We start from the raw sequence: 25,236 nt of genomic DNA on the forward strand, positions 1-25,236 counted from the left end.
TTTGCTTCAGCTTAACCTACTTATTACATATTACCGGTGTCCCCAAATCTGGTAATAGAACTGAAAAGGACGAAACTTATGTTTCGTCCTTTTCTTATTTAATAAGATATTAGATTGTTTATTCGAAGCTTTGCATGTCTACCAATTTCTTGTAAACACCATTTTTAGCTATAAGTTCATTATGAGTTCCTTGTTCTGCAATTTCTCCTTTTTGCATGACAACTATCTCATCTGCATTTTGAATGGTTGAGAGTCTGTGCGCTATGACAATAGACGTTCTATTTTTCATCATATTCTCAAGAGCGACTTGAACTATTCGTTCACTTTCAGTGTCTAAAGCCGAAGTTGCTTCATCCAATATCATGATAGGAGGGTTTTTCAATACTGCTCTGGCAATACTTAATCGTTGCTTTTGTCCACCAGAAAGTTTGCCGCCAGAATCTCCTATATTAGAATCTAATCCGTCTTTTAAATCTTTTACAAATTCCCAGGCATTTGCAATTTTTAAAGCGACTATAATGTCTTCATCAGAAGCATCTTGTTTACCAATGAGTATATTATTTCTAATCGAATCATTAAATAATATAGAATCTTGAGTTACTAATCCCATTAATCCTCGTACAGAATGTTTTGTCATTTCTCTAATGTCAACACCATCTATTGAGATATTCCCTTTATTTACATCATAGAAACGTGTTACGAGATTGGCAATTGTAGATTTACCACTACCAGATTGTCCAACCAATGCTACCGTCTTTCCTTTAGGAACTTTAATACTGAAGTTTTTCAATACTAAATCGTCTTCATATTTGAAGGATACATCATTTATTTCTATTGCTGAATTAAAATCTATTTTTTCAATTGCACCTTCTTTATCTTTTAAAGGACTATTAGTTTCTAAAATTTCTAAAATACGATCAGCTGCAGCATTTCCTGCTTTAACTTTATAACTTGCTTTACTAATCGCTTTTGCAGGTGTCAAAATTTGATAAGCTAAAGCCATATATCCAATAAATGCACCTCCAGATAAGGTTTGTTCAACCATAACCATGTTTCCACCATACCATAAAAGACAAGCAATTGTGGCAATTCCTAAAACTTCACTGATTGGTGATGCTAAATTCTGACGATGAGTCAATGTGTTTGAAAACCTAAAAAACCGACCCGTAGACTCTTGAAACTTTCCATTGAAACGTTCTTCAGAATTAAAACCTTTAATCACTTTTAAGCCTCCAAGAGTTTCTTCTAGAGTAGATAAAAACACACCTTGTTCTCGTTGTACGCGTTCTGATTTTCGCTTTAAACTTTTTCCAATTCTTGAAATAATAAATCCAGCTATAGGAATAAAAATAAAAACAAAAATGGTTAGTTTAGTTGATAGTAGAAACATCGTTATTATTGAAAAAAGTATCGTTAAAGGCTCTTTTACAATCAATTCTAAAACAGATAACATGGAACTTTTTACCTCGCTAACATCACCCGAAATACGAGCAATAATATCACCTTTACGCTTTTCAGAATAATATGAAATAGGGAGTGTAATTACTTTATCGTAAACCTCGTTTCTAATATCTTTGAGTATCCCATTTCTTAAAAAGGTAATGAAGAAAAGTGCCAGATAATTAAAAATATTCTTTAATAAGAACATGCCAATAATTAAAACAATCATGTATAGTAATGCACGTTGCGGACCATGAAGTTCTGTGGTGCTTGTTACTAGATAATTTAGATATGTTTCTGCATAGTCTTTTGCACTTCCAATTTCTTCGTAAGACGGTTTAATGTGTACTTTTTTGCTTTCTCCAAATAATACATTAATCATTGGCATAAGCGATAACATTGCTAAAGTGCTAAACAAAGCATAAAAAACATTGCATATGATGTTTAGAATAGCATATCGCTTATACGGAAGTAAAAATCGAGAAAGTTTCTTTATATAATTCATTAATTTAATTTCATATCCCTAAGGATAGCGTCAATTCTAGCTTCCAATTTTTGTTCCGTAACATTAAATGCTGACACATTGTCTAATGTTGTATTTACACTGATGTAGAACTTAATTTTAGGTTCTGTACCACTTGGACGTAAAGCAATTTTACTTCCGTCTTCGGTATAGTAAATTAAAACATTAGATTTAGGTATATCGATTGTTGTTTCTTTTCCAGTACTAAAATCTTTTACAATTGATAGTTGATAATCTTCAATTCGAATCACCTTAGAGCCATTTACTTCTTGTAACGGATTTTCACGAGCATCAACCATCATTTGTTTGATTTCCTGTGCACCTTCAATTCCTTTTTTAGTTATAGCAACTAAACGTTCTTTGTAAAAACCATGTTCTAGGTAGAGCTCTATTAATTCTTTGTATACTGAAATGCCTTTGTCTTTAGCTTGCGCTGCAATCTCACAAGCAAGAAGAGTAGAAGTGACAGCATCTTTATCTCTAACAAAATCACCAACCATAAAGCCAAAACTTTCTTCTCCACCACCAATAAAATCCATAGTAGAGAAATCTTCAATCATCTTAGCAATCCATTTAAAACCAGTTAAACCAATTTTACAATCTACATTGTAAGAATTTGCAAGAACAGACATCATAGGTGTTGATACAATTGTAGAACCAACAAATTGATTGCCATTAATTTTATTATTGTTTTTCCATTGTTTTAATAGAAAATTGGTCATTAGCAACATGGTTTGATTACCATTAAGTATTACTAGTTCACCTTCAAGATTTCTAACCACAACACCTAATCGATCGCAATCTGGATCAGTACCAATTACAATATCGCCATCAACCTTTGTAGCTAGTTCAACAGCCATTTTTAGTGCTTCAGGCTCTTCTGGGTTTGGTGATTTAACTGTTGGGAAATCTCCGTTAGGTTCGCGTTGTTCTTCAACAATGTTTACATTAGTGTAACCAGCGCGTTTTAGTGTTTCTGGAATGGACGTAATAGACGTTCCGTGTAAAGAAGTGAAAACGATATTTAAATTTTCTTTAGCTTCAGTAGATGTGTTAAAGCTTCCGTTTTTTATAGATTCATTAATAAAAATATCATCTACATCTTTTCCTATATATTCAATTAGATTCTCATTAGCTTCAAACTTGATTTCAGAATAGTCCAAACGATTAATCTCTGCAATAATCTCAGCATCTTGAGGTGGTACTAATTGCCCACCATCTTGCCAGTATACTTTATAACCGTTGTATTCTGGTGGATTATGAGATGCAGTTAAAACAATTCCACTATGACAATTTAAATGTTTTAATGTGAATGATAATTCTGGAGTAGGACGTAAGTCTTCAAAAAGAAACACTTTAATTCCGTTAGCAGAAAACACATCAGCAACAACTTTAGCTAATGATTTACTGTTATGTCTGCAATCAAATGCTATGGCTACTTTTAGATCTTCGCCAGGAAAAGATTGCTTTAAATAATTACTTAAACCTTGGGTGTTTTTACCAAGGGTAAATTTATTAATACGATTAGTCCCAATTCCCATTACACCTCGCATTCCACCAGTTCCAAATTCAAGATTTTTGTAAAAACTCTCCGTAAGTTCTTTGGTGTCGTTTGCAATTAAATTTTTTATATAATCTTTGGTTTCTTTGTCGAAAGCAGGTGTTAGCCAAGTGTTTACGCGTTCTAAAAGTTGAGATTCAATATATTTCATGATTTAAAAAGTATGCTGTAAAAGTAAGTATTTCACAATGTGTTATTTGTAAACTTGATGTTTATTTTGAACTCAAGTTTATAGGTTTAATTCTTGTTTTATGAGGTAGCGTTGTTTGTTTTCTTTGGTTCTTAAAATTATTTCTCCTAAAAATCCAGCAACAAAAAATTGTGTGCCAATTATCATAGTTGACATGGCAATATAAAACTGAGGTCGTTGTGTAATTAATCTTCCAGAAGGATTTAAGAAAAGCTTATCAATACCAAGATAAATTGAAAAAGCTAAACCAATACCAAACATTAAAACTCCTAAAGCACCAAAGAGATGCATAGGACGTTTTCCAAAACGTGAAATAAACCATATGGTTATTAAATCTAAAAAGCCATTTATAAAACGGTCCATTCCAAATTTTGTTTCTCCATATTTTCTTGCCTGATGCTTCACTACTTTTTCTCCAATATTCGTAAAACCAGCATTTTTTGCAAGGACAGGAATATAACGATGCATTTCACCACTTACTTCTATGTTCTTAACTACTTTATTATCGTAAGCTTTTAAACCACAATTAAAGTCATTTAGTTTGACGCCTGAAGTTCTTCTGGCTGCCCAATTAAATAATTTTGAAGGTATATTTTTAGATATTATAGAATCATATCGTTTTTTCTTCCATCCAGAAACCAAATCGTATTTCTCAACAATAATCATATTGTAAAGCTCAGGGATTTCATCAGGATTGTCTTGCAAGTCGGCATCCATAGTTATTACAACATCACCTTGTGCTTTAGAGAAACCTGCATGTAAGGCTTGTGATTTTCCGAAATTCTTAAGAAATCGAATGCCTTTAACATTCTCATCCATTTGAGAAAGTTGCATAATAGTTAACCAAGAATCATCAGTGCTGCCATCATCTATAAAAATGATTTCATACGAAAAACGATTGGACTGCATGACTTTTGCAATCCAATCGTATAGTTCTTTTAAAGAGTCTTGTTCGTTAAGTAGTGGTATGACTACTGATATATTCATTCAACAATTTTAAATAGTTTAATATTCAAAAGTACTGATTTTTTTTAAGCTCTAGTTACGAGTTACTTTTCATTACTAATCCACCAATTAATGACCAGATCAAACCAAATATTGCGCTCATAGCTATCCAGAATGCAGATCCAATGAATGGATTAAACATCGCTTCCATGAATTTCATACTTTGATCAATTTGTGCTTGTGGCATATCAGGATTCCCTTCTATCATTTTTTCAGCTGTAACTTCCATTAGTTGTGGAAGGAATTCTGGATCAATAACAAAATTAAAAAGAAGTCCATAAAGGATATAAATTATTGCACTTATTACACCAATAACAACACCTAGTTTAATTGCGCTTCCAACTGTTAATACATTAGCGTTATATTTTTTGTACTTGCTTATTGCATACATGATCACTATTGGGAAAAGAATATAATATGTTACAGAAGGCCATTGAGCACCTTCCATAGCCTGTCCTGTGACATAACTTATTACATTTAATACAATCATTACAACACCTAAAATGATACCGTAATTCATTGCAAATTTTCCTGTTGAAATCTTTTCTGTTTCCATAATTGAGTTAATTAATTAGTTAATATGTTTAGTTAGTATATTCTTGTTTAAATTTGTTACAAATGTTTGATAAATAAAAAAAGAAATAATTTATTGGTAATTTACAAAAATTACTTAAATTTGCACCTCCAAAATAGTAAGGATTTTAAAGAATAAAGAGATGAAAAAAGGAATACATCCAGAGAATTATAGACTTGTAGCGTTTAAAGATATGTCAAATGAAGACGTGTTTTTAACAAAGTCAACAGCAGATACTAGTGAAACTCTTGAAGTTGATGGTACTGAATACCCATTGGTAAAATTAGAAATTTCAAGAACATCTCATCCATTTTACACTGGTAAATCTAAATTAGTAGATACAGCTGGTCGAATTGATAAGTTCAAAAACAAATACGCTAAATTTAAGAAATAAGCGTTTTACAATTTTATATATGAAGCCTTCAGGATTTATCCCGAAGGCTTTTTTGTTACCTACAATTGCTTTACATTTGAAATAACCAATAATTTCAAACATAGTCATGAACTACATTCTTTTTGATGGTCCTTCACGTAATAATTTATTGCCTTTTACATTCACTAGACCAGTAGCAGAAATAAGAGTTGGTATTTTAACCATTAGAGAAAAGTGGGAAAAGCATTTAGGATTTACCACAACTACTTTAACGGAAGAGTATCTTTCTGAAAAATTTCCAATGGTTGAAATGGATTCTAATGTAATGATTAATGCGTCATATTTACCTAGCAAAGAATTGGTGATTATGGTAAAAAATCTTGGAGAAAATCAAGCCATCTTCAAGGATGAAGATGTGATTGCCTTCTTTTCTAAAGATACGCAGGATGAAGTTGATTTTGATTCATATGAAGCTATCGAATATGATGCAGATCTAATTAAAATTGAACATACTTGGGATATTTTTTCAAAAAATGGTGACGCTATTCAAGAAGATTTTGAATTATTAACGCATGATCGTAAATCACAACCTATTCCAGATTCTAACAATTGTATTAATGCTCAAAATATTTTTATTGAAGAAGGTGCTAAACTTGAGTTTGCGACATTAAATGCAAGTTCTGGGCCAATTTATATTGGTAAAGATGCCGAAGTTATGGAAGGAAGCTTAGTTAGAGGTCCTTTTGCACTTTGCGAACATGCAACACTTAAGTTAGGAGCTAAAATTTATGGACCAACGACTGTTGGACCACATAGTAAAGTTGGAGGAGAGGTGAACAATTCTGTATTATTTGGGTACTCTAATAAAGGTCATGATGGCTTTTTAGGGAATTCAGTGATAGGAGAATGGTGTAATCTTGGCGCAGACACTAATAATTCTAACTTGAAAAATAATTATGCTGAAGTTCGTCTTTGGAATTATGAGACGCAGGGATTTGCTAGAACTGGATTGCAGTTTTGTGGACTAATGATAGGAGATCACAGTAAATGTGGTATCAATACAATGTTTAATACTGGTACAGTTGTTGGAGTAAGTGCTAATATATTTGGAAGTGGTTTTCCAAGAAATTTTGTGCCTAGTTTTAGTTGGGGAGGAAATTCTGGATTCACTACTTATCTCACTAAAAAAGCGTTTGAAGTTGCCGAAGTGGTTATGAAGCGAAGAGATATTCAATTTTCAGATATAGAAAAAGCGATTCTTGAACATGTTTTTGAGGAGACCAAACAGTGGCGAAAAAAAGACGAATAAACTTAAATATAATGAAAACTCACCTACTTATACTAGCTTTAGTAATTACAACTTCCGCTAGTTCCCAAAACGAAACATATACCTTAAAAAACATTTCCCTTAATGATGAGCTAAGCCAATATGGTGTGGTGAATGTTAAAGATAATGTTGTGTATTATTCACGTTATAAGGTCAGTAGTTTTGGTACTGTTGAACGAAATAGTGGTAATCAACAAATTTTCACATTATATCATGGTGAAATGACTGAAAATGGTGACATCATTAACACTAAAGAATTTAAGTCTTCAGATCGTTTTGTATTTAATAGTTCTACTGCTGGTTTTAGTAAAGATGGTAAGTATATGTACGTTACCACTAATGAAAAAAAGAGAGGAGATGTCTACAAATACGATGATAAAACTAGAAATCTTAGAATAGAAAGAGGAGAGTATGTTGAAGGAAAAGGATATATAAAATTTAAACCACTCCATTTTTGTGACCAACGCTATTCTTATGGTCATCCATCTGTAAGTCCTGATGGACAATATTTATATTTCACATCAAATATTCCAAGTGCTAAAGGACCAACTGATATTTTTAGAGTAAAAATTCTTGGAAACAACAAATATGGGAAACCTGAAAACCTTGGCGTAAAATTAAACTCTCCAAGAAAAGAAATGTTTCCATACTTAAGCTCAGATAACACACTTTACTTTTCTTCAGATCGTGCAAAGGGTATTGGAGGTTTAGATTTGTACAAAGCAGAAATAGGACCTGATGGCAATTATGGTGTGCCAGAATTAATGCCTGCACCATTTAATAGTGAAGCTGATGATATGTGTTTTGAACTTTTAGCAGATGGGAAATCAGGATATTTTACTTCCAATCGAGAAGGTGGTAAAGGAGAAGATGATATTTATTATTTTACTTTGGATTAGATTTGTTGTCTAGCTTTTAATTGCGCATAAATCCATTAACTAATCATTAAAATAAAATCATTATGTTAGGAATTATTCTAATTGTATTAATAGGAAAGCAATTTTACAAGTTGGCCGAACAGCATAATCAAAATAAATGGCTGTTTGGAATTCTTGGAGCCTTAAGTTACTACTTAGGTGCGTTTATTGGCGGAATCATTTTAGCTGTTACTGACGAGTTTGTTAGTTTAGGAATCGATTGGGATAATAATTTACTAATGACTTTTGTTGCCATTCCTTTTAGTTTAGGAACTGTTTATATATTCTATTATCTTTTAAAGAAAAATTGGAAAAACACAGTGGTTCCATTAGATAGTAATGAAATTCAAGATATTGGTAAAAACACTGAAGAATTAGAAGAGGAGAACTAGTTTTTCTTTACTCTTTTTAAATCTAATAAGTTGATTGGATTGATACCTAATCCAGAGACACTCTTTCTCGTGAAGCGAACGACTTCATCATAAAACAAAGGAACAACAGGTGTTTTAGCCATAACTAAACTGTCCATTTTAGTGTACAGTAATTCACGTTCTTTTGTATCTGTAATAGTAAATGCGTCTTCATACCATTGGTCAAATAATTCGCTTTTAAAATGGGTGTAATTTGGACCGTTAGGCGCGAAATTCTTACTATAATACAAAGACAAATAATTTTCTGCATCAGGATAATCTGCGACCCAACTCGCTCTAAACATATCTAATTTGCCATTGGCCTTAGCGTCTTTTAACGTTGCTGGAGGAATGACATCTATATTTACCACAATACCAATTTTCTGTAGTTCTCTTTGAATATACTCGCAAAAGCTTAAATAGTTACTGGTTGTAGTTATTGTAATTTCAGGACTTGCAATACCAGTTTCAGTTTTAAATTGCTGGACCAATTGTTTTGCTTTTTCAGGTTGAAAACTAAAACCTATAGAGTCGTCATAACCAGGTAAACCTTTTGGAATAAAGCCTCCATTAGCAGGAATACCAATACCATTTCGTAAATAGGTCATCATTTTTTGACGATCAAATCCATAATTAATTGCTTTTCTAAGAATATCAGATTGCAATTCTGGTAAATCAGATTCCATAAAAAATGCAAGATATTCTGTGTTTAGATATGGGCCACGAATCATATTGACATCGTTTTCATATAAAGGCCTTAGATTCCCACTTGCAGTTAATATTTCATCCTTGTATGATGCATCTAAACCAGAAACGAAATCAATATTGCCTTGAGCAAATTGTAAAAATTCACTTTGCTTGTCTGGCAAAAAGGTAATGGCTACAGCTTCTAAATATGGTAATTGCTCTCCCTTAGAATCCGTCTCAAAGTAGAAATTATTCTTTCTGAATACTAGTTTAAGATTTTCTTCCCAACGTTTTAGTTTAAAAGGGCCTGTTCCTATGGGATGCGATCTAAAATCAGTACTGTAATGCTCAACAATTTCCTTTGGAACTACTGAGCAATATTTCATAGTTAAGAGTCCGAGAAATGCCGGAAATGCTTGCTTTAAGCGAATTTGAAATAAGGTATCATTTACAGCTTTGAAATCTTCTACTTTATTCAGTGTCCAACTTCCTGGCGATGCTATTTTCTTATCAAGTAAACGATTAAAACTATAAACAAAATCACTGGCTTTAACGATTCTGGTAGAATCTGTACCAAATAACTCATGGTTATGAAACTGTACATCATTCCGAAGTGTAAAAGAGTAGGTAAGTGCATCTTCAGAAATAGTCCAATCCGTTGCAATACATGGTTGTACATTTAAATTTTCATCCATTTGAACTAACCCGTTAAACAACTGATTGATTGCCCAAATATCTGCATTGTCTTTTGCGAATGCTGGATCTAGTGATCCAATGTTTTTATGTTCATTATATTTAAAAACAAGGTGTTTTTTATCAGAATTGGACTCATTTACACACGAAACGAGCAATAAAACAGCAAAAACACTTAAAATCATCATTGAAAATGAATATTTGCTTGACTCAGGTTTTAGGATATTGTTCATTAATTGTAAATTTGCCCACTCTAAAATAGGAACGAGTAAATATAAATAGATTTCTGTGCTAACGGAAATACTAACTGAGATATGAATAAAAAAGTCGCATTTTATACTTTAGGTTGTAAACTCAACTTTTCTGAAACCTCTACAATTGCACGAAATTTTTCTTCGGAAGGATTTGAACGCGTAGATTTTAAGGAGATAGCAGATATTTATGTAATCAACACATGTTCTGTAACAGAAAACGCAGACAAGCGCTTTAAAACAATAGTGAAGCAAGCGCAAAAAGTCAATCCGGATGCCTTTGTTGCAGCTGTTGGATGTTATGCGCAATTAAAACCTCAAGAGTTGGCAGATGTTGATGGTGTGGATTTAGTCTTAGGAGCAACGGAAAAGTTTAATATCACTAGCTACCTTAATGATCTTACAAAAAATGACATGGGAGAAGTGCATAGTTGTGAAATTCAAGATGCCGATTTTTATGTTGGTAGTTATTCTTTTGGAGATCGCACAAGAGCCTTTTTAAAAGTTCAGGATGGATGCGATTATAAATGTACGTATTGTACAATTCCATTAGCTAGAGGGATTTCAAGAAGTGATACTTTAGAAAATGTGCTTCAAAATGCTAAAGAGATTTCTGCAAAAAACATAAAGGAAATTGTATTAACGGGAGTTAATATTGGAGATTATGGTAAAGGTGAATTTGGTAATAAAAAACATGAGCATACTTTTTATGAATTGGTTGTGGCTCTTGATGATGTAGAAGGTATTGAGCGATTACGAATTTCATCAATAGAACCTAATCTTCTTAAAAATGAAACGATAGAGTTTGTGTCAAAGAGTAAGTCATTTGTACCTCATTTTCATATTCCTTTGCAAAGCGGAAGTAATGTTATTCTTAAATTGATGCGTCGTCGTTATATGAAAGAATTGTATGTTGATCGCATCACTAAAATCAGACAAACAATGCCTCATGCGTGTATTGGAGTTGATGTTATTGTTGGCTTCCCTGGAGAAACAGATGAATTATTTTTAGAAACATATAACTTTCTAAACGAATTAGACATTTCGTATTTGCATGTATTTACTTATTCTGAACGTGATAATACAGTAGCAGCTTCCCTAGATGGAGTTATTCCTAAAAAGGTACGTGCAAAACGCAGTAAAATGTTACGAGGATTATCGGCTAAAAAGCGAAGAGCTTTTTACGAACAGCAATTAGGGAGTAAACGTACTGTGCTCTTTGAAGGTGAAAATAAAGAAGGGTATATTCATGGGTTTACTGAAAACTATGTAAAGGTAAAAGCACCTTGGAATCCTGAATTAGTCAACACTCTTCAAGACATTGAGCTTAAGCAGATTGATGATGATGGATTGGTGCGATTTGAGTTTGTAAATAAAGTTGTACAATAATAATTGTTCCATAATTGCGTAGTAATTTTCTTATGTTATATTTGCCGAATAACAAAATAATAATTAGACATGAAAAAATTTTTTTTAAGCGTATTCGTTGTAGCGGTATCAGTAATGACACTTTCTTGTGGTAGTGATGATGATGGTGGAGACGATGGAGACGATGGTATGAATATCCAAACATTATCTGTAACGATAGATGGTCAATTAGTAGCTTTTAATTCTATAATTGTAGATACGTATACATTTACTGATGATGGAGGAGGAACAGAACTTGATGTTACAGCAACAATTGGAGGAAGTACTCAACGTATTATTACATTTTATACTTTTGTAGGTACTACAGGAGCAAACAATGTTTTTGATTTTACTTATCAGAAAGACGGTATTAACTATTCAGCTTGGCAGACTGGTACAAATTTCACTTCGGTAACTACTGTAAACAATGGTTCTCGATTAGAAGTGAATTTCTCAGGAACGTTTGCTGGATATGATGAACAAGCTCAAGAAGAAGTATTTATTACTATGGATTCTGGATCTCTTGTTGTAGATTACTAGTATTTAAATTATATAATAAAAAAAACCGAAGCATTTGCTTCGGTTTTTTTATGAATTTTTATCATAGAAATTAGATTCTAATTCCAACAGGTAACATCTTTTTGTATTTTCGATGTCTCCTTATAAATTTTGCAATTTCTGGACTTGTTGGCACTACACTAATATTACGTTCTGCAATATTTTCAAATACTAAAGTCAAAAACTCTTCTTCAAAATCTTCAGATTGAATTGAATCTGGAATAATAAGTTTTGTTAAGAAAATTTTCCGATCTTGGAGAGCGTATTCAATTTTGGCAAGTTTATCCTCTACCTTAAGTTCAAATTGACGTAAAAAGTCGTTGTCAGTCAGTTCTGCTGCATCAATCATAGTAATTTGTATTTAATTCAATGGTTGGTAGGGTAGAAACTATAGATTTATATAGTTTTGTAATGCAAATTTACGAAAAATATCACAGAAACTAAAAATAACTGATTTTTAAATACTTATGCATCAAGAGATCATACATGTTTACCTTATGCCAGGAATGGCAGCAAACCCTACAATTTTTGAGCATATCAAATTTCCTGAGGACCAATTTGAAATACATTGGCTAGAATGGATGATACCTAATAAAAAGGAATCTCTTGAATCTTATGCTAAACGAATGATTGCTAACATAGAACATGATAATATCGTTTTATTAGGTGTTTCTTTTGGAGGGATACTCGTTCAGGAAATGAGTAAGTTCATGAAGCTTAGAAAACTTTTTGTAGTGTCTAGTGTAAAGTCAAAACATGAACTACCAAAACGAATGAAACTCATGAAGTTAACTAAGGCCTATAAAATATTGCCAACGCAATTAGTAAGTAATATGGATTTTCTGGCTAAATATGCATTTGGAGAAACAGTTACTAAACGAGTAGAATTATACAAAAAATACCTTTCTGTGAGTGATAAACAGTATTTAGATTGGGCAATTGAAAATGTTATTGAATGGGATGAAGACTTACCCAATTCACAAGCTGTTTATATTCATGGAGATAAAGATGCTATTTTCCCGCACTCTTGCGTAGGCAATTGCATTGTTATTAAAGGTGGAACGCATATCATGATCATGAATAAGTATAAATGGTTTAACGAAAATTTGCCAAAACTAATCTTGGATGAGGCTTAAAGCCACTATAATATTTTATACATTTATAAAAAAAGTAATATGAAGACGATTAAAAATTTATTATCGACCATAGGCTTAATTGTTGTGTCTGGATTGTTCATTTTCGCAATGCAGAAAGCGCCATCTGAAACACAAGTCTCAGATAAATTTAGTACCATCAAGGATTCTAAATCTGTTAATAGTTATAATGTGTATGCATTGTCTGTTCCAGAATCTTTAGATTTTTCGGGAGAAGCTTTGCCATTAAATAATCCAGATATTTTAGAGCGAATGGACAGGGAATTATTGGTAAATACCTACTGGCAATCTAATGGGTTATTAATGTTCAAACGTGCAGCAAAATATTTCCCAATCATAGAACCTATTTTAAAAAAGAATGGTATTCCAGACGATTTTAAATATTTAGCGGTTATTGAAAGCGGACTAACAAATGCTGTGTCACCTGCTGGAGCAAGGGGTGTTTGGCAAATCATGAAAACAACAGGTAAAGAAAACGGATTAGAAATTAATAGTAATGTTGATGAACGTTACCACTTAGAAATGTCAACTGAAGTAGCATGTCAATATTTACTTAAGGCAAAAAAGAAATTGGGTTCTTGGACTTTGGCTGCAGCAGCATATAATGCTGGTAATGCTGGAGTGTCTAGACGTTTAAAAGAACAAAATGTAACGGGTTACTACGATTTATTATTAGGAGAAGAAACTGGACGGTATTTATTCAGAATTGTAGCTTTAAAAGAAATATTAAATCACCCTAATAAGTATGGTTTCAACTTTAGTGAAGGCGATTTATATACTTCGGTGCCCACGTATAAGGTTGAAGTGGATACTGCAGTAACCAACTTTTCTAAGTTTGCAAAAGGTTTTGGTATAAACTATAAAATACTAAAACTCCATAACCCTTGGTTGAGAGAACCTCACCTTAATAACAAATCGGGAAAAAAGTATAGCTTAGAAATCCCTAAAGATGGCTACTATAATTAATTAAATAATAGTACTAACGTCTACTTTTTTTATTTTGTCTAGACGACGTTGGTTGACCATAATGCTGTTTTGGGATAGCAGTCTTTTTCATTTGCTGCTTAAACATCTTTATTTGATCTGCCAGCATATCACGTTTGTCAAGTTTTTGAGCTTCAGCCAATAATTTCTGTGCTTCTTGAGGACGACGCTTACTAAATGCAATTCCAGCTAAATTCAATTTTGCCATGGCAACATCATGATCCATAGATAACCCAAGATCAATAGCTTTCTTGAAATATTTTTCAGCAGAATTCATATCCGTTTGAGCTACCATAACACCATGAAGATAATTATAATAACCTTCTTGCTTCTTTACCAAAGCACCTGAAGGGTTTTTAATCTTGTTCAACCAGCTTTTTGCACCTTCGAAATCTTGTTTTCTTAATTTTAAAAATGCCAAAAGAATAAATTCGTTTTTAAAGTATAGAAATATAAAAACGAGTGATAAAAATATATACATGATACCATTACCAATATAACCTTCTGTGAACTGATATATAGCGAAGGCTATAATTAAAAAAGCAATTACTAGTTTTATGTTTTTGTTGAACATTTTTAGAATTTAAAATTTAGGCAGCAAAGTTAATAAAAACAATTGTAAATATTTTTAATATTACATTTGGCAAACTAAAAACTCTTTGTATATTTGCACGCAGTTTTAAGGACAGCTTAAGACATCAAATAAAGATATAAGTTTTTAAAAAGATAAGACAATGCCAAAAAGAACGTTTCAACCGTCAAAAAGAAAGAGAAGAAATAAACACGGTTTTAGAGAAAGAATGGCTTCTGTAAACGGAAGAAAAGTTTTAGCACGTAGAAGAGCTAAAGGAAGAAAGAAATTGTCTGTGTCATCTGAAACTAGACATAAGAAATAATGATTAACAATTGTTAATATTTTAAAGGTGTTACTTAGGTGTAACACCTTTTTTTGTACCTATATGTTACCTATTTTTGCAAATAATAAAAAGCCATCATGCCAAAAAACGAAAAATTAAAATCTATCCTTATTATAGGCTCAGGTCCTATAGTCATTGGGCAAGCCTGCGAGTTTGATTATTCTGGAACACAAGCTTTACGTTCACTTCGTGAAGATGGAATTGAAACAATTCTTATCAATTCTAATCCAGCAACAATTATGACAGATCCTACAATGGCTGATCATGTTTATCTGTTGCCATTAACATCTAAGTCTATCATTCAAATATTAAAAGAGCATCCACAAATTGATGCTGTTTTACCTACAATGGGCGGACAAACTGCTCTAAATCTTTGTATTGAAGTAGATGAAAAAGGAATTTGGGAAGATTTTAATGTTGATATTATTGGAGTAGATATTGATGCTATTAATATTACTGAAGATAGAGAACAATTTAGAGAGCTTATGCTTAAAATTGGTATTGGTATGGCACCACAAGCAACAGCTAATTCCTATTTAAAAGGAAAAGAAATTGCTCAGGAATTTGGCTTTCCACTAGTAATTAGAGCAAGTTATACCTTAGGAGGAGCTGGAGCTTCGTTTGTTTATAAAGAAGAAGATTTTGATGAATTATTAACACGTGGCCTGGAAGTGTCTCCAATCCATGAAGTGATGATTGATAAAGCTTTGATTGGTTGGAAAGAATATGAGTTAGAATTATTACGTGATTCAAATGATAACGTCGTTATTATTTGTGCAATTGAAAATATGGATCCTATGGGAATTCATACTGGAGATTCGATTACCGTTGCACCAGCAATGACACTTTCTGATAAAACCTACCAAAAAATGCGTGATATGGCTATTCATATGATGCGAAGTATTGGTGATTTTGCAGGTGGTTGTAATGTGCAATTTGCTGTAAGTCCTGATGAAAATGAAGATATTATTGCTATTGAAATTAATCCACGTGTATCTCGTTCTTCAGCATTAGCAAGTAAAGCAACGGGTTATCCAATTGCAAAAGTAGCTGCTAAGTTAGCTACAGGTTATACCTTAGATGAGTTAAACAACCAAATTACAGGATCTACTTCAGCGTTATTTGAACCAACTTTAGATTATGTTGTTGTGAAAATTCCACGTTGGAATTTTGATAAATTCGAAGGATCAGATAGACAATTAGGTCTTCAAATGAAATCAGTAGGAGAGGTAATGGCTATTGGTCGTTCTTTCCAAGAAGCACTTCATAAAGCAACACAATCTCTTGAGATTAAACGAAACGGATTAGGAGCAGACGGAAAAGGTTATAAAGATTACCAACAAATTATTGATAAGTTAACGTATGCAAGTTGGGATCGTGTATTTGCAATTTATGATGCAATTCAAATGGGAATTCCTTTAAGTAGAATTCACGAAATCACTAAAATCGATATGTGGTTCTTAAGACAATATGAAGAACTACATGAATTAGAAAAAGAAATTTCGAAGTTTACTATAGATACTATTGACCGCGAATTGTTATTAGAAGCTAAGCAAAAAGGGTATGGTGACCGACAAATTGCTCACATGTTAAAATGTTTAGAAAGTCAAGTCTATAACAAGCGTGATGAGTTTAAAATTAATCGTGTTTATAAATTAGTTGATACGTGTGCTGCTGAATTTAAAGCGCATACACCATATTACTATTCTACGTTTGAAAATGAAGTTGAAACTGCAGATGGACAAAAGTATTCTGCTAATGAAAGCGTAGTAACTGATAAGAAGAAAATCATTGTTTTAGGATCTGGACCAAACCGAATCGGACAAGGAATTGAGTTTGATTACTGTTGTGTTCACGGTGTTTTAGCTGCAGCGGAGTGTGGTTATGAAACCATAATGATCAACTGTAACCCTGAAACCGTATCTACAGATTTTGACATTTCAGATAAACTTTATTTCGAACCTGTTTTCTGGGAACATATCTACGATATTATTCGTCATGAAAAGCCAGAAGGTGTTATTGTTCAATTAGGTGGTCAGACGGCCTTAAAGTTAGCTGAGAAATTAGATCGCTACGGAATAAAAATTATAGGAACTACATACCAATCGTTAGATTTAGCTGAGGATAGAGGCTTATTTTCTAACCTTTTAAAAGAAAACAATATCCCTTATCCTGAGTTTGATATTGCTACTACAGCAGATGAAGCTTCGGCAATTGCAGATGTATTAGATTTTCCAATCTTAGTTAGACCTTCTTATGTACTTGGAGGTCAAGGGATGAAAATTGTGATTAACAAACAAGAACTTGAAGAGCACGTTGTAGATTTACTTCGAAGAATGCCTGGAAATCAGTTGCTTTTAGATCATTACCTTGATGGAGCTATTGAAGCAGAAGCAGATGCTATTTGTGATGGAGAAAATGTATACATTATTGGTATAATGGAACATATTGAGCCTTGTGGAATTCATTCTGGAGATAGTAATGCAACATTGCCACCTTTCAATATTGGTGAGTATGTGATGCAGCAAATAAAGGATCACACTAAAAAGATTGCGTTAGCACTAAATACTGTTGGATTAATCAATATCCAATTTGCTATTAAAGATGATATGGTATATATCATTGAAGCTAATCCAAGAGCCTCGAGAACAGTACCATTTATTGCTAAAGCCTATGGTGAACCTTACGTGAATTATGCAACTAAAGTGATGTTAGGTGAGAAAAAAGTAACAGATTTCGACTTTAAACCACATTTGGAAGGTTATGCTATAAAGCAACCCGTATTTTCATTTAATAAATTCCCTAATGTAAACAAGCAATTAGGCCCAGAAATGAAGAGTACAGGAGAAAGCATCTTGTTTATTGATAGTTTAAAAGACGACGAATTTTACAATTTATACTCAAGACGTAAGATGTATTTGAGCAAATAGTCTTAATATTCGATAAACGGTAAGGCGTATATGACCTAAAATTAGTACTTTAGCCTATTATTACTCAAATCTATTATGTTTAATCTGAAAAAAGTTAGTTTATACTTTTTCCTTATGGTGTCTTTTTTATGCTATAGTCAAAATAACATTTTTGATGTGGCACGTTCAGGTACAATAGAGGATGTTAAGAAATTAATGTCAATTAATCCTGACACAATCAACGTTGTAGATACTAACGGATACTTACCATTAACTCTAGCTTGTTATAGAGGAAACAATGATGTTGCTATTTTTTTAGCATCTCATGTTAAGGATATTGATGGTACTAGTGATTATGGAACTCCCTTAATGGCTGCTGTTTATAAAAACAGACCTGAAATAGTTAAACATTTACTTAAGTTAAAGGCTGATGCTAATTTTGCGGATGCTAATGGAACAACACCATTGCATTATGCAATTATCTTAAGAAGTGAGCAAATAATTGAATTATTAATGGAAGCAAATGCAGACGCTACTTTTAAGGACAATAGAGGTAATGATGCACAAGATTATGCTTCTATGACTAAAAACGAAACGATAATAAAACTTGTCAATAAAAAATAATTATTATGAAAAAAATTACTTTGGCCTTAATTGGTTTAATTTATTTTAATACTGCTTTCAGTCAGACCTATACTACAGGTTTAATGGAGCTTTCTAATACGTCTGGATTGGCATATTCTATTCAGATTGATGTGAATCCTACAACAGTTACTTTAACCATGATTGGACCAGAAAATAGATGGTTAGGTTTAGGTTTTGGAGTTCAAAGTATGACTTCAGGAGGAGATGCTGTTATTTTTGATGGTACAACACTTACTGATAGATCTTTTGGCTTTGAAGGCCAAGAACCAGGACAAGATGCAACTGGTATTACTCCTTTAGAGGACGCTGAAGGTGAACGTGATTGGACAGTAACTTCAAATGTTGTGAATTCAGGTGCAGGTGTAAGAACACTTATTGCAACGAGAGCCACTAACACTGGTAATGCGAAGGATTATGTGTTTTCTGCTGCAGCAACATCCATTGAATTAGTATGGGCTAGAGCTCGTTTTGAAGGTTTTTCTTTAGAATGGCATGGACCAGATAATAGAGGAATTACAATGCAATCATTAACACTTAGTCAAGATGATTTTCAAATAAATGATTTTGAGATTTCTCCAAATCCAGCAAGTAATAATTTCACGATTAGTTTGCCTAATTTCTCTGAAAATGTTACTGTTAATGTATATGATGTGTTAGGTAAAGAAGTATACAACGGTAAACTTAATTCTATGTCTTCTACAATTAATGTTTCTCAATGGAATAGTGGTATATATTTGGTTAGAGTTTCAACAGAAGAAGCTACACATACAAAAAGACTTGTTAAACAATAGTACTTTATAAAATTTAGATTGTAAAAGCCGTTCAAATCAATTGAACGGCTTTTCATTTAATAGCTTTAAAATTTGTGAAAAAATGTATTATATTTGATATAGTTTATAAAATTGATGCAATGAAAACAAAACTACTTATACTTTCTTTACTATTAATATCCGCAGTAAGCTTTGCTCAAGTATCTGCTAATCAGGTAGATGATTTTGAGGATGGAACATCTCAAAATTGGGAGATTGGTGGTGCTGCTGCTCCTGAAGATTTTCCAATGAATGTTGTAACAGATGGTCCAAATGGAGTTGATGATAATTACCTTACATATTCTTCCTTAGGAGGAGGTGGCCCTGTTAGTAAAATGATAATTTTTAATGCTGGACCTACTTCACAGTGGTCTTCAAATTTTACTTCAGAAAGTATTGTTGCTATCAAAATGAATGTAAGAGTACTTACTACCGATTTAAATTTAAGAGTCGCATTTCAAGGAAATGGAACAAGAATTTGTAGTACAAATGGTATTGCAGTTGCTGCAGGCATAGGATGGACTGAAATTATTATTCCTATTTCTGCTTCTGATTTCACTTTAATATCAGGCGGATCTACAATAGCTTCGGCATTAGAAAATGTTTCAGCAATGCGTATACTAAGTAGCAGCTCTCCAACTTGGACAGGAGCAGACGCAGTAATAGCAACGATGCATTTGGATAATATTACGGCTTCGACAACTTTAAGTACAAATGATGTTATAAAAACTAGTGAATTTTCGATCTCACCAAATCCTGCAACATCAAGATTAAATGTCTATTTACCTGAAAACTCAAACAATGCAACAATTTCTGTATACGACGTTTTAGGTAAGCGAGTTTTTACAAATCAAATAGATGCTTTAACGACATCAATAGATGTTTCACAATGGAATAGTGGTGTATATCTCGTTAGAATTTCTACTGATCATACAGCACAAACGAAACGTTTTGTGAAACATTAGATATATAAAACATAGATTATTTAAAACCATCAGTTAGTACTGGTGGTTTTTATTTTTCTAGTAGTTCAAATTGAAAGGAGATGTTTATGTCTTCAGTAATTTTATTACTCACGATTTTTGGTATTTCAATATCAAAGTCAGATGCCTTTGCAGAAAATTCACCTTGTAAAGTAATCTTACTTCCGATTACAGAAACTTTGATACTAATATTATTAATTGCCTTTGTTTTACCATGAAATGATAACTCACCATTGAGTATGTAGGTTGTTTCGGTTCCTTTCAAATCAAAGTTTTCAATTTTCCCTTTAAATGTAGCTTTAGGGTATTTATCAGATTCGGCATAGTTCTCATTAAAATGTTCTTCCATTAAAGCATTCTTGAAGCGAAAACCCTTTACTAATGCTAATGCCGCAATCTCTCCATTCTCTGTGTTAATTATGGCAGTTACCGAATTGTTTTTAGCCGCTACTTCTTCAAATGAAGGGACAGAAGCCTCAAAATGGATCAGACCAACTTTGGTAAGAAATTTGTTTTGTGCTGAAGTACTAAAAGAAACAAGTACTAATAAGATTAATATGTTTTTCATTTCTAAGTTTTTTAGTTAATAAAATTAGTTTTCTAATAATCCATCTTGTTCCCATTTTACTACAATGTCTATTAAATTTTGTGGAAGGCGAGGGCCTCCAAAAGGCATTGAAAATGCTAGGTCAGTGGAAGATATGCGACCAATTAAACCATTGTTTTCAATGGCGTTTTTAACATCGTTAAATGTTGTTAATGATATAGGTGCTCCATTTATTGGAGGATTGTTATGACAAGCGATACAGTTATTGTCAATAATGGACTTTACATTGGCTTGGTAAGTAACTACTTCAGGAAGTGGAGTAGCGTCAATTAAATCTTCTTCACTTACATAAGAACAGCTGTAACTAAGTGCTAATAATATTAAATAGAGTGCATACTTGTTTTTCATAATCTTACTATTTTAAAATACACGACTTAAGTTAAATCCGAAATAGATGTTTCCATCACTCCAATCTCCTGTAGCTTGTCCTAAAAACCCATTAGTATTCATAGCTTGAGAATTTGAGAAGTGCATTTGAAACACATGACCACCAGTTTCTAAATCCATTCCAATTGATAGTGGGTTTCTAAAAGGTGAATTATCTGCTCTATTTAAGTGCCAACCATAATCGGCATTAAAAGACCAGCGTTTGGTTAGTTTGTAACGCATACCTGCGCCTAAAGCAAATTGTGAATTATCTTGATTATTTAGCTGTACATAATTATCATGGAAAAATGTTGGAGCTAATTCTAATGAAAGATTAGTATTTACTTTTCTAGATATTAAAACCTGAGCTGTATAACCAAGTCGGTCTTTAAATTCTAATTTGGGTAAATTAACTTCTTCTAAAGCCGTATTTACTAGGATTGAATTGAAGCCAACAACCGTAAAGGGAAACCCATTTTCCTGTTGTCTTAAAAGTCTATATTTCGCAGAGGCTTCATAGATTTTTTGAAATGAGCTCCTTGATATTCCAAAGTTAATAGCATCAGAATAGCCATAAATAAAGTTTAGACGTGTCACAGCATCATCAAGTCCAAAAAAACTTTCAAAACCGTTTTCTATACTCCCAAATCTATGAGAAACAATAAATGTAAATTCTTTTTTTGCAACGAGCTTTGTAGATTCAAAATTAACAATTTTCAAACCTTTAAATGCTGCAGAAGCATACTGATTATCAATAGTATCTGTGTCGATTTCTCCTAATAAATCATCTTGAGCAATTGCTAACAATGGCGCACAGAGAAACATGAAAAGTAATTTTTTCATAGGTTTAGGATTATAAGCCAAATACTAATTTGCTTAGCATTTGGCTTTATTAAAATGTTTAGTTTTTGATGAAACGTCTTGTTTCGTTTTTGTCTCCTGTAGATACTTTGATTATATATAATCCATGTTCTAAATTAGAAACATCAATTTGTGATAATTCATCAGAGCTAACATTACCGTTTATAACTTGTTTTCCAAGAACATCAAATACTTGAAATGTAAGTTTGTCTCCACTGTTTATTAATTCAATTTTTAATATTGAATTTGTTGGATTAGGGTAGAGTTTTAAACCAAGAGCTTGTTCGAAATCATTAAGACCTAAAGCTGTATCCCAAAACTGAAAACCATTTTGACTTCCATTACCTGTGTATTCATAAGGAGGTGCAGCACTAACAAAAGTTCCAGCTGTCCAGATGCCTTTATTTACAGCAACATTTTCTCTTCCGTTTCCGCCGCTTCCCCATTGTGTGAAATCTTGCATCGATGTACTAGAAGCAAAAGAACTTGTTTGATATAAACCTAAATCTGAAAAAGAGGCATTAAAATTTGAAGACGATTCTAAAACGACTTCAGCTCCTGGAGCTAAATTAAGAGAACCACTTTGCACTGTTCCTGAACCTAAGGTTGAATAGGTGAATAAATGGCAAAACCAGTATGATGTAACATCGACTGTTGTTGATCCATAATTATGAATTTTCACCACATTTGTAGTTGGATTTACTTCAACGATTCTTACTTGGGCGTAGGCCTGTTGAAAGGTAAAGGCGATTAAGCCTAAAAATAAAATTGTTTTAATTGTGTAACTTTTTTTCATAAGAATTTTTATTTAATTGATTAATATTTAATTTTTGCTAATTGTGCTTTGGTCTAATTTTACTTGTTCTAATAAGTCATCATATCCAATAACACGCCCTTTTATTTTTATTTGTGAATTTTTTTCTAATTTGCTTTCTATTGAATCTGTGAACTGACAAAAGACTTTTTCATCTAATGTTATTGAGTTTGTATTTACTTCTGTAATGATTCCAGTAACTTCAATTGTTGTGTTTAGATATTTTGTTTCAGCCTGAATTGTATTGTTTGTAAAACTGGAAGCTAAATCTGTTGTTTTGATTTCAAATTCGGCAACTTCATTTTCGATATCTCTGTGACTTTGATTTATATAACTATAGCCGATGATTAAGACAATAATGAAAATAACAAGAATAACAATTCGTTTTCGCATAACAATAAATTTTAATTTGGGTTTAAACTGCTCTAATTTTTTAAGACTAAAGCAGTTTAATTTTAACAATTTTTAATCCCTAATTATTAATGACTAACCCAATTTCTCTTTTTCATATTATGGTTTATTATTCACATATATTTCTATAGCGTAATCTGTCATCTAAATCAAGTATCAAATCAACTTTTGTTAACCCAGTACTAGTATTAATTTCTTGTAATTCCCAGTTATTATTGCACAAAGTCAATGCTGGAATATCTATTATTACTATTATGTTGTTTGCTGTTCCCATTGTAGACCAATTGCCATATACAGTTGTTGAATTCCAATAAGCAGATACAGTTCCGTCTATAAAAAAGTTGAAGTCATATCCATCATAAATAGAGTTGTAATCAGCATTTTCTCTTTTTAATTTATCTACATACCAATCTTGACAACCGGTTAGAAATTCAGCAACTAACTCTTGTGTACAATGATTACAATCATCATCATCGTAATCAAAATCGTCATCTTCGTCGCAATCGTTTTGATGATTTTCAATGCTTGTTTGTAGTTCAGCCATTGAATTAATTTGTTGTTGAGAGTTGTCAGCAAATTCTACCGAAATAGGGAAATTAATGGTCACTATCTCTTCAGAAGAAATAGCTTCAATAAAACCATAGAGTTCAAGGTCTTTAGTAAATATTTCTGTAGATAATAACTCATTATTAGTATTAAACACTGAAGCAGAAATTGGATACATAAAATCAATGCATTCAATATCAGAATCAGTAATGTTTTCGCCATTGCAACTAGCGGCAAAACTGTCAAGCTCATTATTATTGTTTACTATAGTTTCAGAATAATCATTATGTACTATAACAATTGGAAATGATATATCAAGTGCATTTATATCATCATACTCTTCATCAAAAATAAACTCTACTTTATCGTAATCACTTTCAGTACTAATTATGACTTCAGTCGAGTTTGCTATAACAGTAATAGGTAGCTTAATATTGAAACAATTAGCAAAGTCTATAATGTTATCATTAGAACCATCATTTGTGGCTGTACGCAGCATTAAACTTGCAATCGAAGAGTTTGGTTCTAAAACATCTTCAGGTGGTGTTTCTATAAATTCTGTTTCTTCTTTTCTGCATGACGTAAGCATAAGTAAAAAAGAGAATAATAAGACTAAAACGATATTAAATGATATTTTCATGATGTTGCATTTAACTATATAGTAATGCTTTTAATATATAACAACTCAAGTTTAAAAACTCCTGAAAATAATAATAAAATATTTATATACCTTTAAAAAAATAAAACCTGAACCTTGCCAAAAGACCTTAAAGAGAATATATGTGAAGCCAAAGTATTTGAACATGTATATGATACATATTCAAAAGATGTACACAATTTTTTGTACTATAAATATGGAGCACAGTTTAATCCTAAAGATAAAACTCAAGATGCATTTGTTAAACTATGGAACAATTGTAAGGATGTAACCTTGAGTAAAGCGAAATCCTTTTTGTTCACTGTTGCAAATAATATGGTATTGAATGATATTAAACATCAAAAAGTAGTTCTCAATCATCAAAAAATAAAGCCTAAATCTCATACCAATGAGACACCAGAATTTATTTTAGAGCAAGAACAATTTCATGAACGTTATAAAAATGTACTTGCTAGTTTAAGTGAAGAACAGCGTGTTGCATTTTTATTAAATAAAGTAGAAGGGAAGAAACACAGTGAGATTGCAGAGTTTTTAGGCGTTACTAAAAAGGTAGTTGAATATAGAATTTATAGTGCTTTTAGTATTCTGAAAAAAGAATTAGAAGGTTTTAAAATAAAATAATCAGGATAAATACAATTGAAGTTGTTATATAAATA

General features: G+C 32.2%; 27 protein-coding genes. 14 read left to right on the top strand and 13 right to left on the bottom strand.

Going from position 1 to position 25,236, the window contains the following annotated elements:
* Window positions 1-118: 118 nt before the first annotated feature.
* The 4 genes from RH81_RS14450 to RH81_RS14465 form a co-directional block, all read right to left on the bottom strand.
* Window positions 119-1,945: an ABC transporter ATP-binding protein gene (locus RH81_RS14450; RefSeq protein WP_033961571.1), complete on the bottom strand. Its 1,827-nt coding sequence runs from the start codon at window positions 1,943-1,945 to the stop codon at window positions 119-121.
* Entirely contained in the window at window positions 1,945-3,675 is a 1,731-nt protein-coding gene (locus RH81_RS14455) for a phospho-sugar mutase (protein ID WP_033961573.1), read from the bottom strand. The genes RH81_RS14450 and RH81_RS14455 overlap by 1 nt, the downstream gene beginning before the upstream one ends.
* Before the next feature lie 78 nt (window positions 3,676-3,753).
* A complete protein-coding gene (locus tag RH81_RS14460) occupies window positions 3,754-4,701 on the bottom strand; it encodes a glycosyltransferase family 2 protein (protein WP_033961576.1) in 948 nt (315 codons plus the stop codon).
* Between the two features lie 55 nt (window positions 4,702-4,756).
* Window positions 4,757-5,275 (bottom strand): DUF4199 domain-containing protein, encoded by a 519-nt coding sequence (locus RH81_RS14465; protein WP_033961581.1) that lies wholly within the window; start codon window positions 5,273-5,275, stop codon window positions 4,757-4,759.
* A 160-nt stretch (window positions 5,276-5,435) separates the two neighbouring features.
* On the opposite strand from RH81_RS14465, the gene RH81_RS14470 reads away from it, so the two are divergent.
* The 4 genes from RH81_RS14470 to RH81_RS14485 all read left to right on the top strand — a co-directional run bounded on the left by RH81_RS14470 (window position 5,436) and on the right by RH81_RS14485 (window position 8,302).
* Window positions 5,436-5,687: a type B 50S ribosomal protein L31 gene (locus RH81_RS14470; RefSeq protein ID WP_033961582.1), complete on the top strand. Its 252-nt coding sequence runs from the start codon at window positions 5,436-5,438 to the stop codon at window positions 5,685-5,687.
* A 106-nt stretch (window positions 5,688-5,793) separates the two neighbouring features.
* On the top strand, window positions 5,794-6,975 hold the full coding sequence (locus RH81_RS14475; protein WP_033961583.1) for a GlmU family protein: 1,182 nt from the start codon (window positions 5,794-5,796) through the stop codon (window positions 6,973-6,975).
* 11 nt (window positions 6,976-6,986) lie between these two features.
* Window positions 6,987-7,892, top strand: a complete 906-nt coding sequence (locus RH81_RS14480) for a TolB family protein (RefSeq protein WP_152604845.1) — start codon at window positions 6,987-6,989, stop codon at window positions 7,890-7,892.
* 62 nt (window positions 7,893-7,954) lie between these two features.
* Complete coding sequence (locus RH81_RS14485) at window positions 7,955-8,302, top strand: hypothetical protein (protein WP_033961585.1); 348 nt, start codon at window positions 7,955-7,957, stop codon at window positions 8,300-8,302.
* On the opposite strand, the gene RH81_RS14490 is transcribed toward RH81_RS14485, so the two are convergent.
* Window positions 8,299-9,933, bottom strand: a complete 1,635-nt coding sequence (locus tag RH81_RS14490; protein WP_241478991.1) for an ABC transporter substrate-binding protein — start codon at window positions 9,931-9,933, stop codon at window positions 8,299-8,301. The two genes, RH81_RS14485 and RH81_RS14490, sit on opposite strands and share 4 nt — an antisense overlap.
* Window positions 9,934-10,014: 81 nt before the next feature.
* On the opposite strand from RH81_RS14490, the gene mtaB reads away from it, so the two are divergent.
* Together mtaB and RH81_RS14500 are read left to right on the top strand one after the other, a co-directional pair.
* On the top strand, window positions 10,015-11,340 hold the full coding sequence (gene mtaB / locus RH81_RS14495) for a tRNA (N(6)-L-threonylcarbamoyladenosine(37)-C(2))-methylthiotransferase MtaB (protein ID WP_033961586.1): 1,326 nt from the start codon (window positions 10,015-10,017) through the stop codon (window positions 11,338-11,340).
* A 69-nt stretch (window positions 11,341-11,409) separates the two neighbouring features.
* Window positions 11,410-11,898 (top strand): hypothetical protein, encoded by a 489-nt coding sequence (locus tag RH81_RS14500; RefSeq protein ID WP_033961587.1) that lies wholly within the window; start codon window positions 11,410-11,412, stop codon window positions 11,896-11,898.
* A 70-nt stretch (window positions 11,899-11,968) separates the two neighbouring features.
* Here RH81_RS14500 and RH81_RS14505 read toward each other — a convergent pair whose 3' ends face one another.
* A complete protein-coding gene (locus tag RH81_RS14505; protein WP_173424376.1) occupies window positions 11,969-12,265 on the bottom strand; it encodes a GNAT family N-acetyltransferase in 297 nt (98 codons plus the stop codon).
* A gap of 118 nt (window positions 12,266-12,383) precedes the next feature.
* On the opposite strand from RH81_RS14505, the gene RH81_RS14510 reads away from it, so the two are divergent.
* Both RH81_RS14510 and RH81_RS14515 read left to right on the top strand, forming a co-directional pair.
* Entirely contained in the window at window positions 12,384-13,052 is a 669-nt protein-coding gene (locus tag RH81_RS14510) for an alpha/beta hydrolase (RefSeq protein WP_033961588.1), read from the top strand.
* Window positions 13,053-13,091: 39 nt separating this feature from the next.
* Window positions 13,092-14,036 (top strand): lytic transglycosylase domain-containing protein, encoded by a 945-nt coding sequence (locus tag RH81_RS14515; protein ID WP_033961590.1) that lies wholly within the window; start codon window positions 13,092-13,094, stop codon window positions 14,034-14,036.
* Between the two features lie 13 nt (window positions 14,037-14,049).
* Here the strand turns inward: RH81_RS14515 and RH81_RS14520 are convergent, their stop codons facing one another.
* Window positions 14,050-14,628 carry a tetratricopeptide repeat protein gene (locus RH81_RS14520; protein ID WP_033961593.1) on the bottom strand — a complete coding sequence of 193 codons (579 nt, stop codon included), beginning with the start codon at window positions 14,626-14,628 and terminating at the stop codon, window positions 14,050-14,052.
* 160 nt (window positions 14,629-14,788) lie between these two features.
* Here RH81_RS14520 and rpmH point away from each other — a divergent pair, with 160 nt between their 5' ends.
* From rpmH to RH81_RS14545, 5 genes are all read left to right on the top strand, one after another.
* The gene (gene rpmH / locus RH81_RS14525; protein WP_033961596.1) at window positions 14,789-14,950 is read left to right on the top strand and encodes a 50S ribosomal protein L34; all 162 of its coding nucleotides are present in this window, start codon (window positions 14,789-14,791) and stop codon (window positions 14,948-14,950) included.
* A gap of 98 nt (window positions 14,951-15,048) precedes the next feature.
* Window positions 15,049-17,901, top strand: a complete 2,853-nt coding sequence (gene carB / locus RH81_RS14530) for a carbamoyl-phosphate synthase large subunit (protein WP_033961599.1) — start codon at window positions 15,049-15,051, stop codon at window positions 17,899-17,901.
* A gap of 114 nt (window positions 17,902-18,015) precedes the next feature.
* Entirely contained in the window at window positions 18,016-18,504 is a 489-nt protein-coding gene (locus RH81_RS14535; protein ID WP_052172580.1) for an ankyrin repeat domain-containing protein, read from the top strand.
* 5 nt (window positions 18,505-18,509) lie between these two features.
* Window positions 18,510-19,316 carry a T9SS type A sorting domain-containing protein gene (locus RH81_RS14540; protein WP_033961602.1) on the top strand — a complete coding sequence of 269 codons (807 nt, stop codon included), beginning with the start codon at window positions 18,510-18,512 and terminating at the stop codon, window positions 19,314-19,316.
* A gap of 119 nt (window positions 19,317-19,435) precedes the next feature.
* Window positions 19,436-20,299 carry a T9SS type A sorting domain-containing protein gene (locus tag RH81_RS14545; RefSeq protein WP_152604846.1) on the top strand — a complete coding sequence of 288 codons (864 nt, stop codon included), beginning with the start codon at window positions 19,436-19,438 and terminating at the stop codon, window positions 20,297-20,299.
* Between the two features lie 49 nt (window positions 20,300-20,348).
* Here RH81_RS14545 and RH81_RS14550 read toward each other — a convergent pair whose 3' ends face one another.
* The 6 genes from RH81_RS14550 to RH81_RS14575 form a co-directional block, all read right to left on the bottom strand.
* Entirely contained in the window at window positions 20,349-20,885 is a 537-nt protein-coding gene (locus tag RH81_RS14550; RefSeq protein ID WP_033961607.1) for a YceI family protein, read from the bottom strand.
* A 24-nt stretch (window positions 20,886-20,909) separates the two neighbouring features.
* Window positions 20,910-21,272 (bottom strand): hypothetical protein, encoded by a 363-nt coding sequence (locus RH81_RS14555; RefSeq protein ID WP_033961610.1) that lies wholly within the window; start codon window positions 21,270-21,272, stop codon window positions 20,910-20,912.
* Window positions 21,273-21,284: 12 nt separating this feature from the next.
* Window positions 21,285-22,133, bottom strand: a complete 849-nt coding sequence (locus tag RH81_RS14560; RefSeq protein ID WP_033961613.1) for a DUF5777 family beta-barrel protein — start codon at window positions 22,131-22,133, stop codon at window positions 21,285-21,287.
* 58 nt (window positions 22,134-22,191) lie between these two features.
* Entirely contained in the window at window positions 22,192-22,947 is a 756-nt protein-coding gene (locus RH81_RS14565; RefSeq protein ID WP_033961615.1) for a T9SS type A sorting domain-containing protein, read from the bottom strand.
* A gap of 27 nt (window positions 22,948-22,974) precedes the next feature.
* Window positions 22,975-23,358 (bottom strand): OB-fold protein, encoded by a 384-nt coding sequence (locus RH81_RS14570; protein WP_033961618.1) that lies wholly within the window; start codon window positions 23,356-23,358, stop codon window positions 22,975-22,977.
* 127 nt (window positions 23,359-23,485) lie between these two features.
* Window positions 23,486-24,562: a hypothetical protein gene (locus RH81_RS14575; protein WP_033961621.1), complete on the bottom strand. Its 1,077-nt coding sequence runs from the start codon at window positions 24,560-24,562 to the stop codon at window positions 23,486-23,488.
* Between the two features lie 114 nt (window positions 24,563-24,676).
* Here RH81_RS14575 and RH81_RS14580 point away from each other — a divergent pair, with 114 nt between their 5' ends.
* Window positions 24,677-25,201, top strand: a complete 525-nt coding sequence (locus RH81_RS14580) for an RNA polymerase sigma factor (RefSeq protein ID WP_033961623.1) — start codon at window positions 24,677-24,679, stop codon at window positions 25,199-25,201.
* The last annotated feature ends 35 nt before the right edge of the window (window positions 25,202-25,236 follow it).

The organism is Psychroserpens jangbogonensis, assembly GCF_000797465.1.
Taxonomy (GTDB): Bacteria; Bacteroidota; Bacteroidia; order Flavobacteriales; family Flavobacteriaceae; genus Psychroserpens; species Psychroserpens jangbogonensis.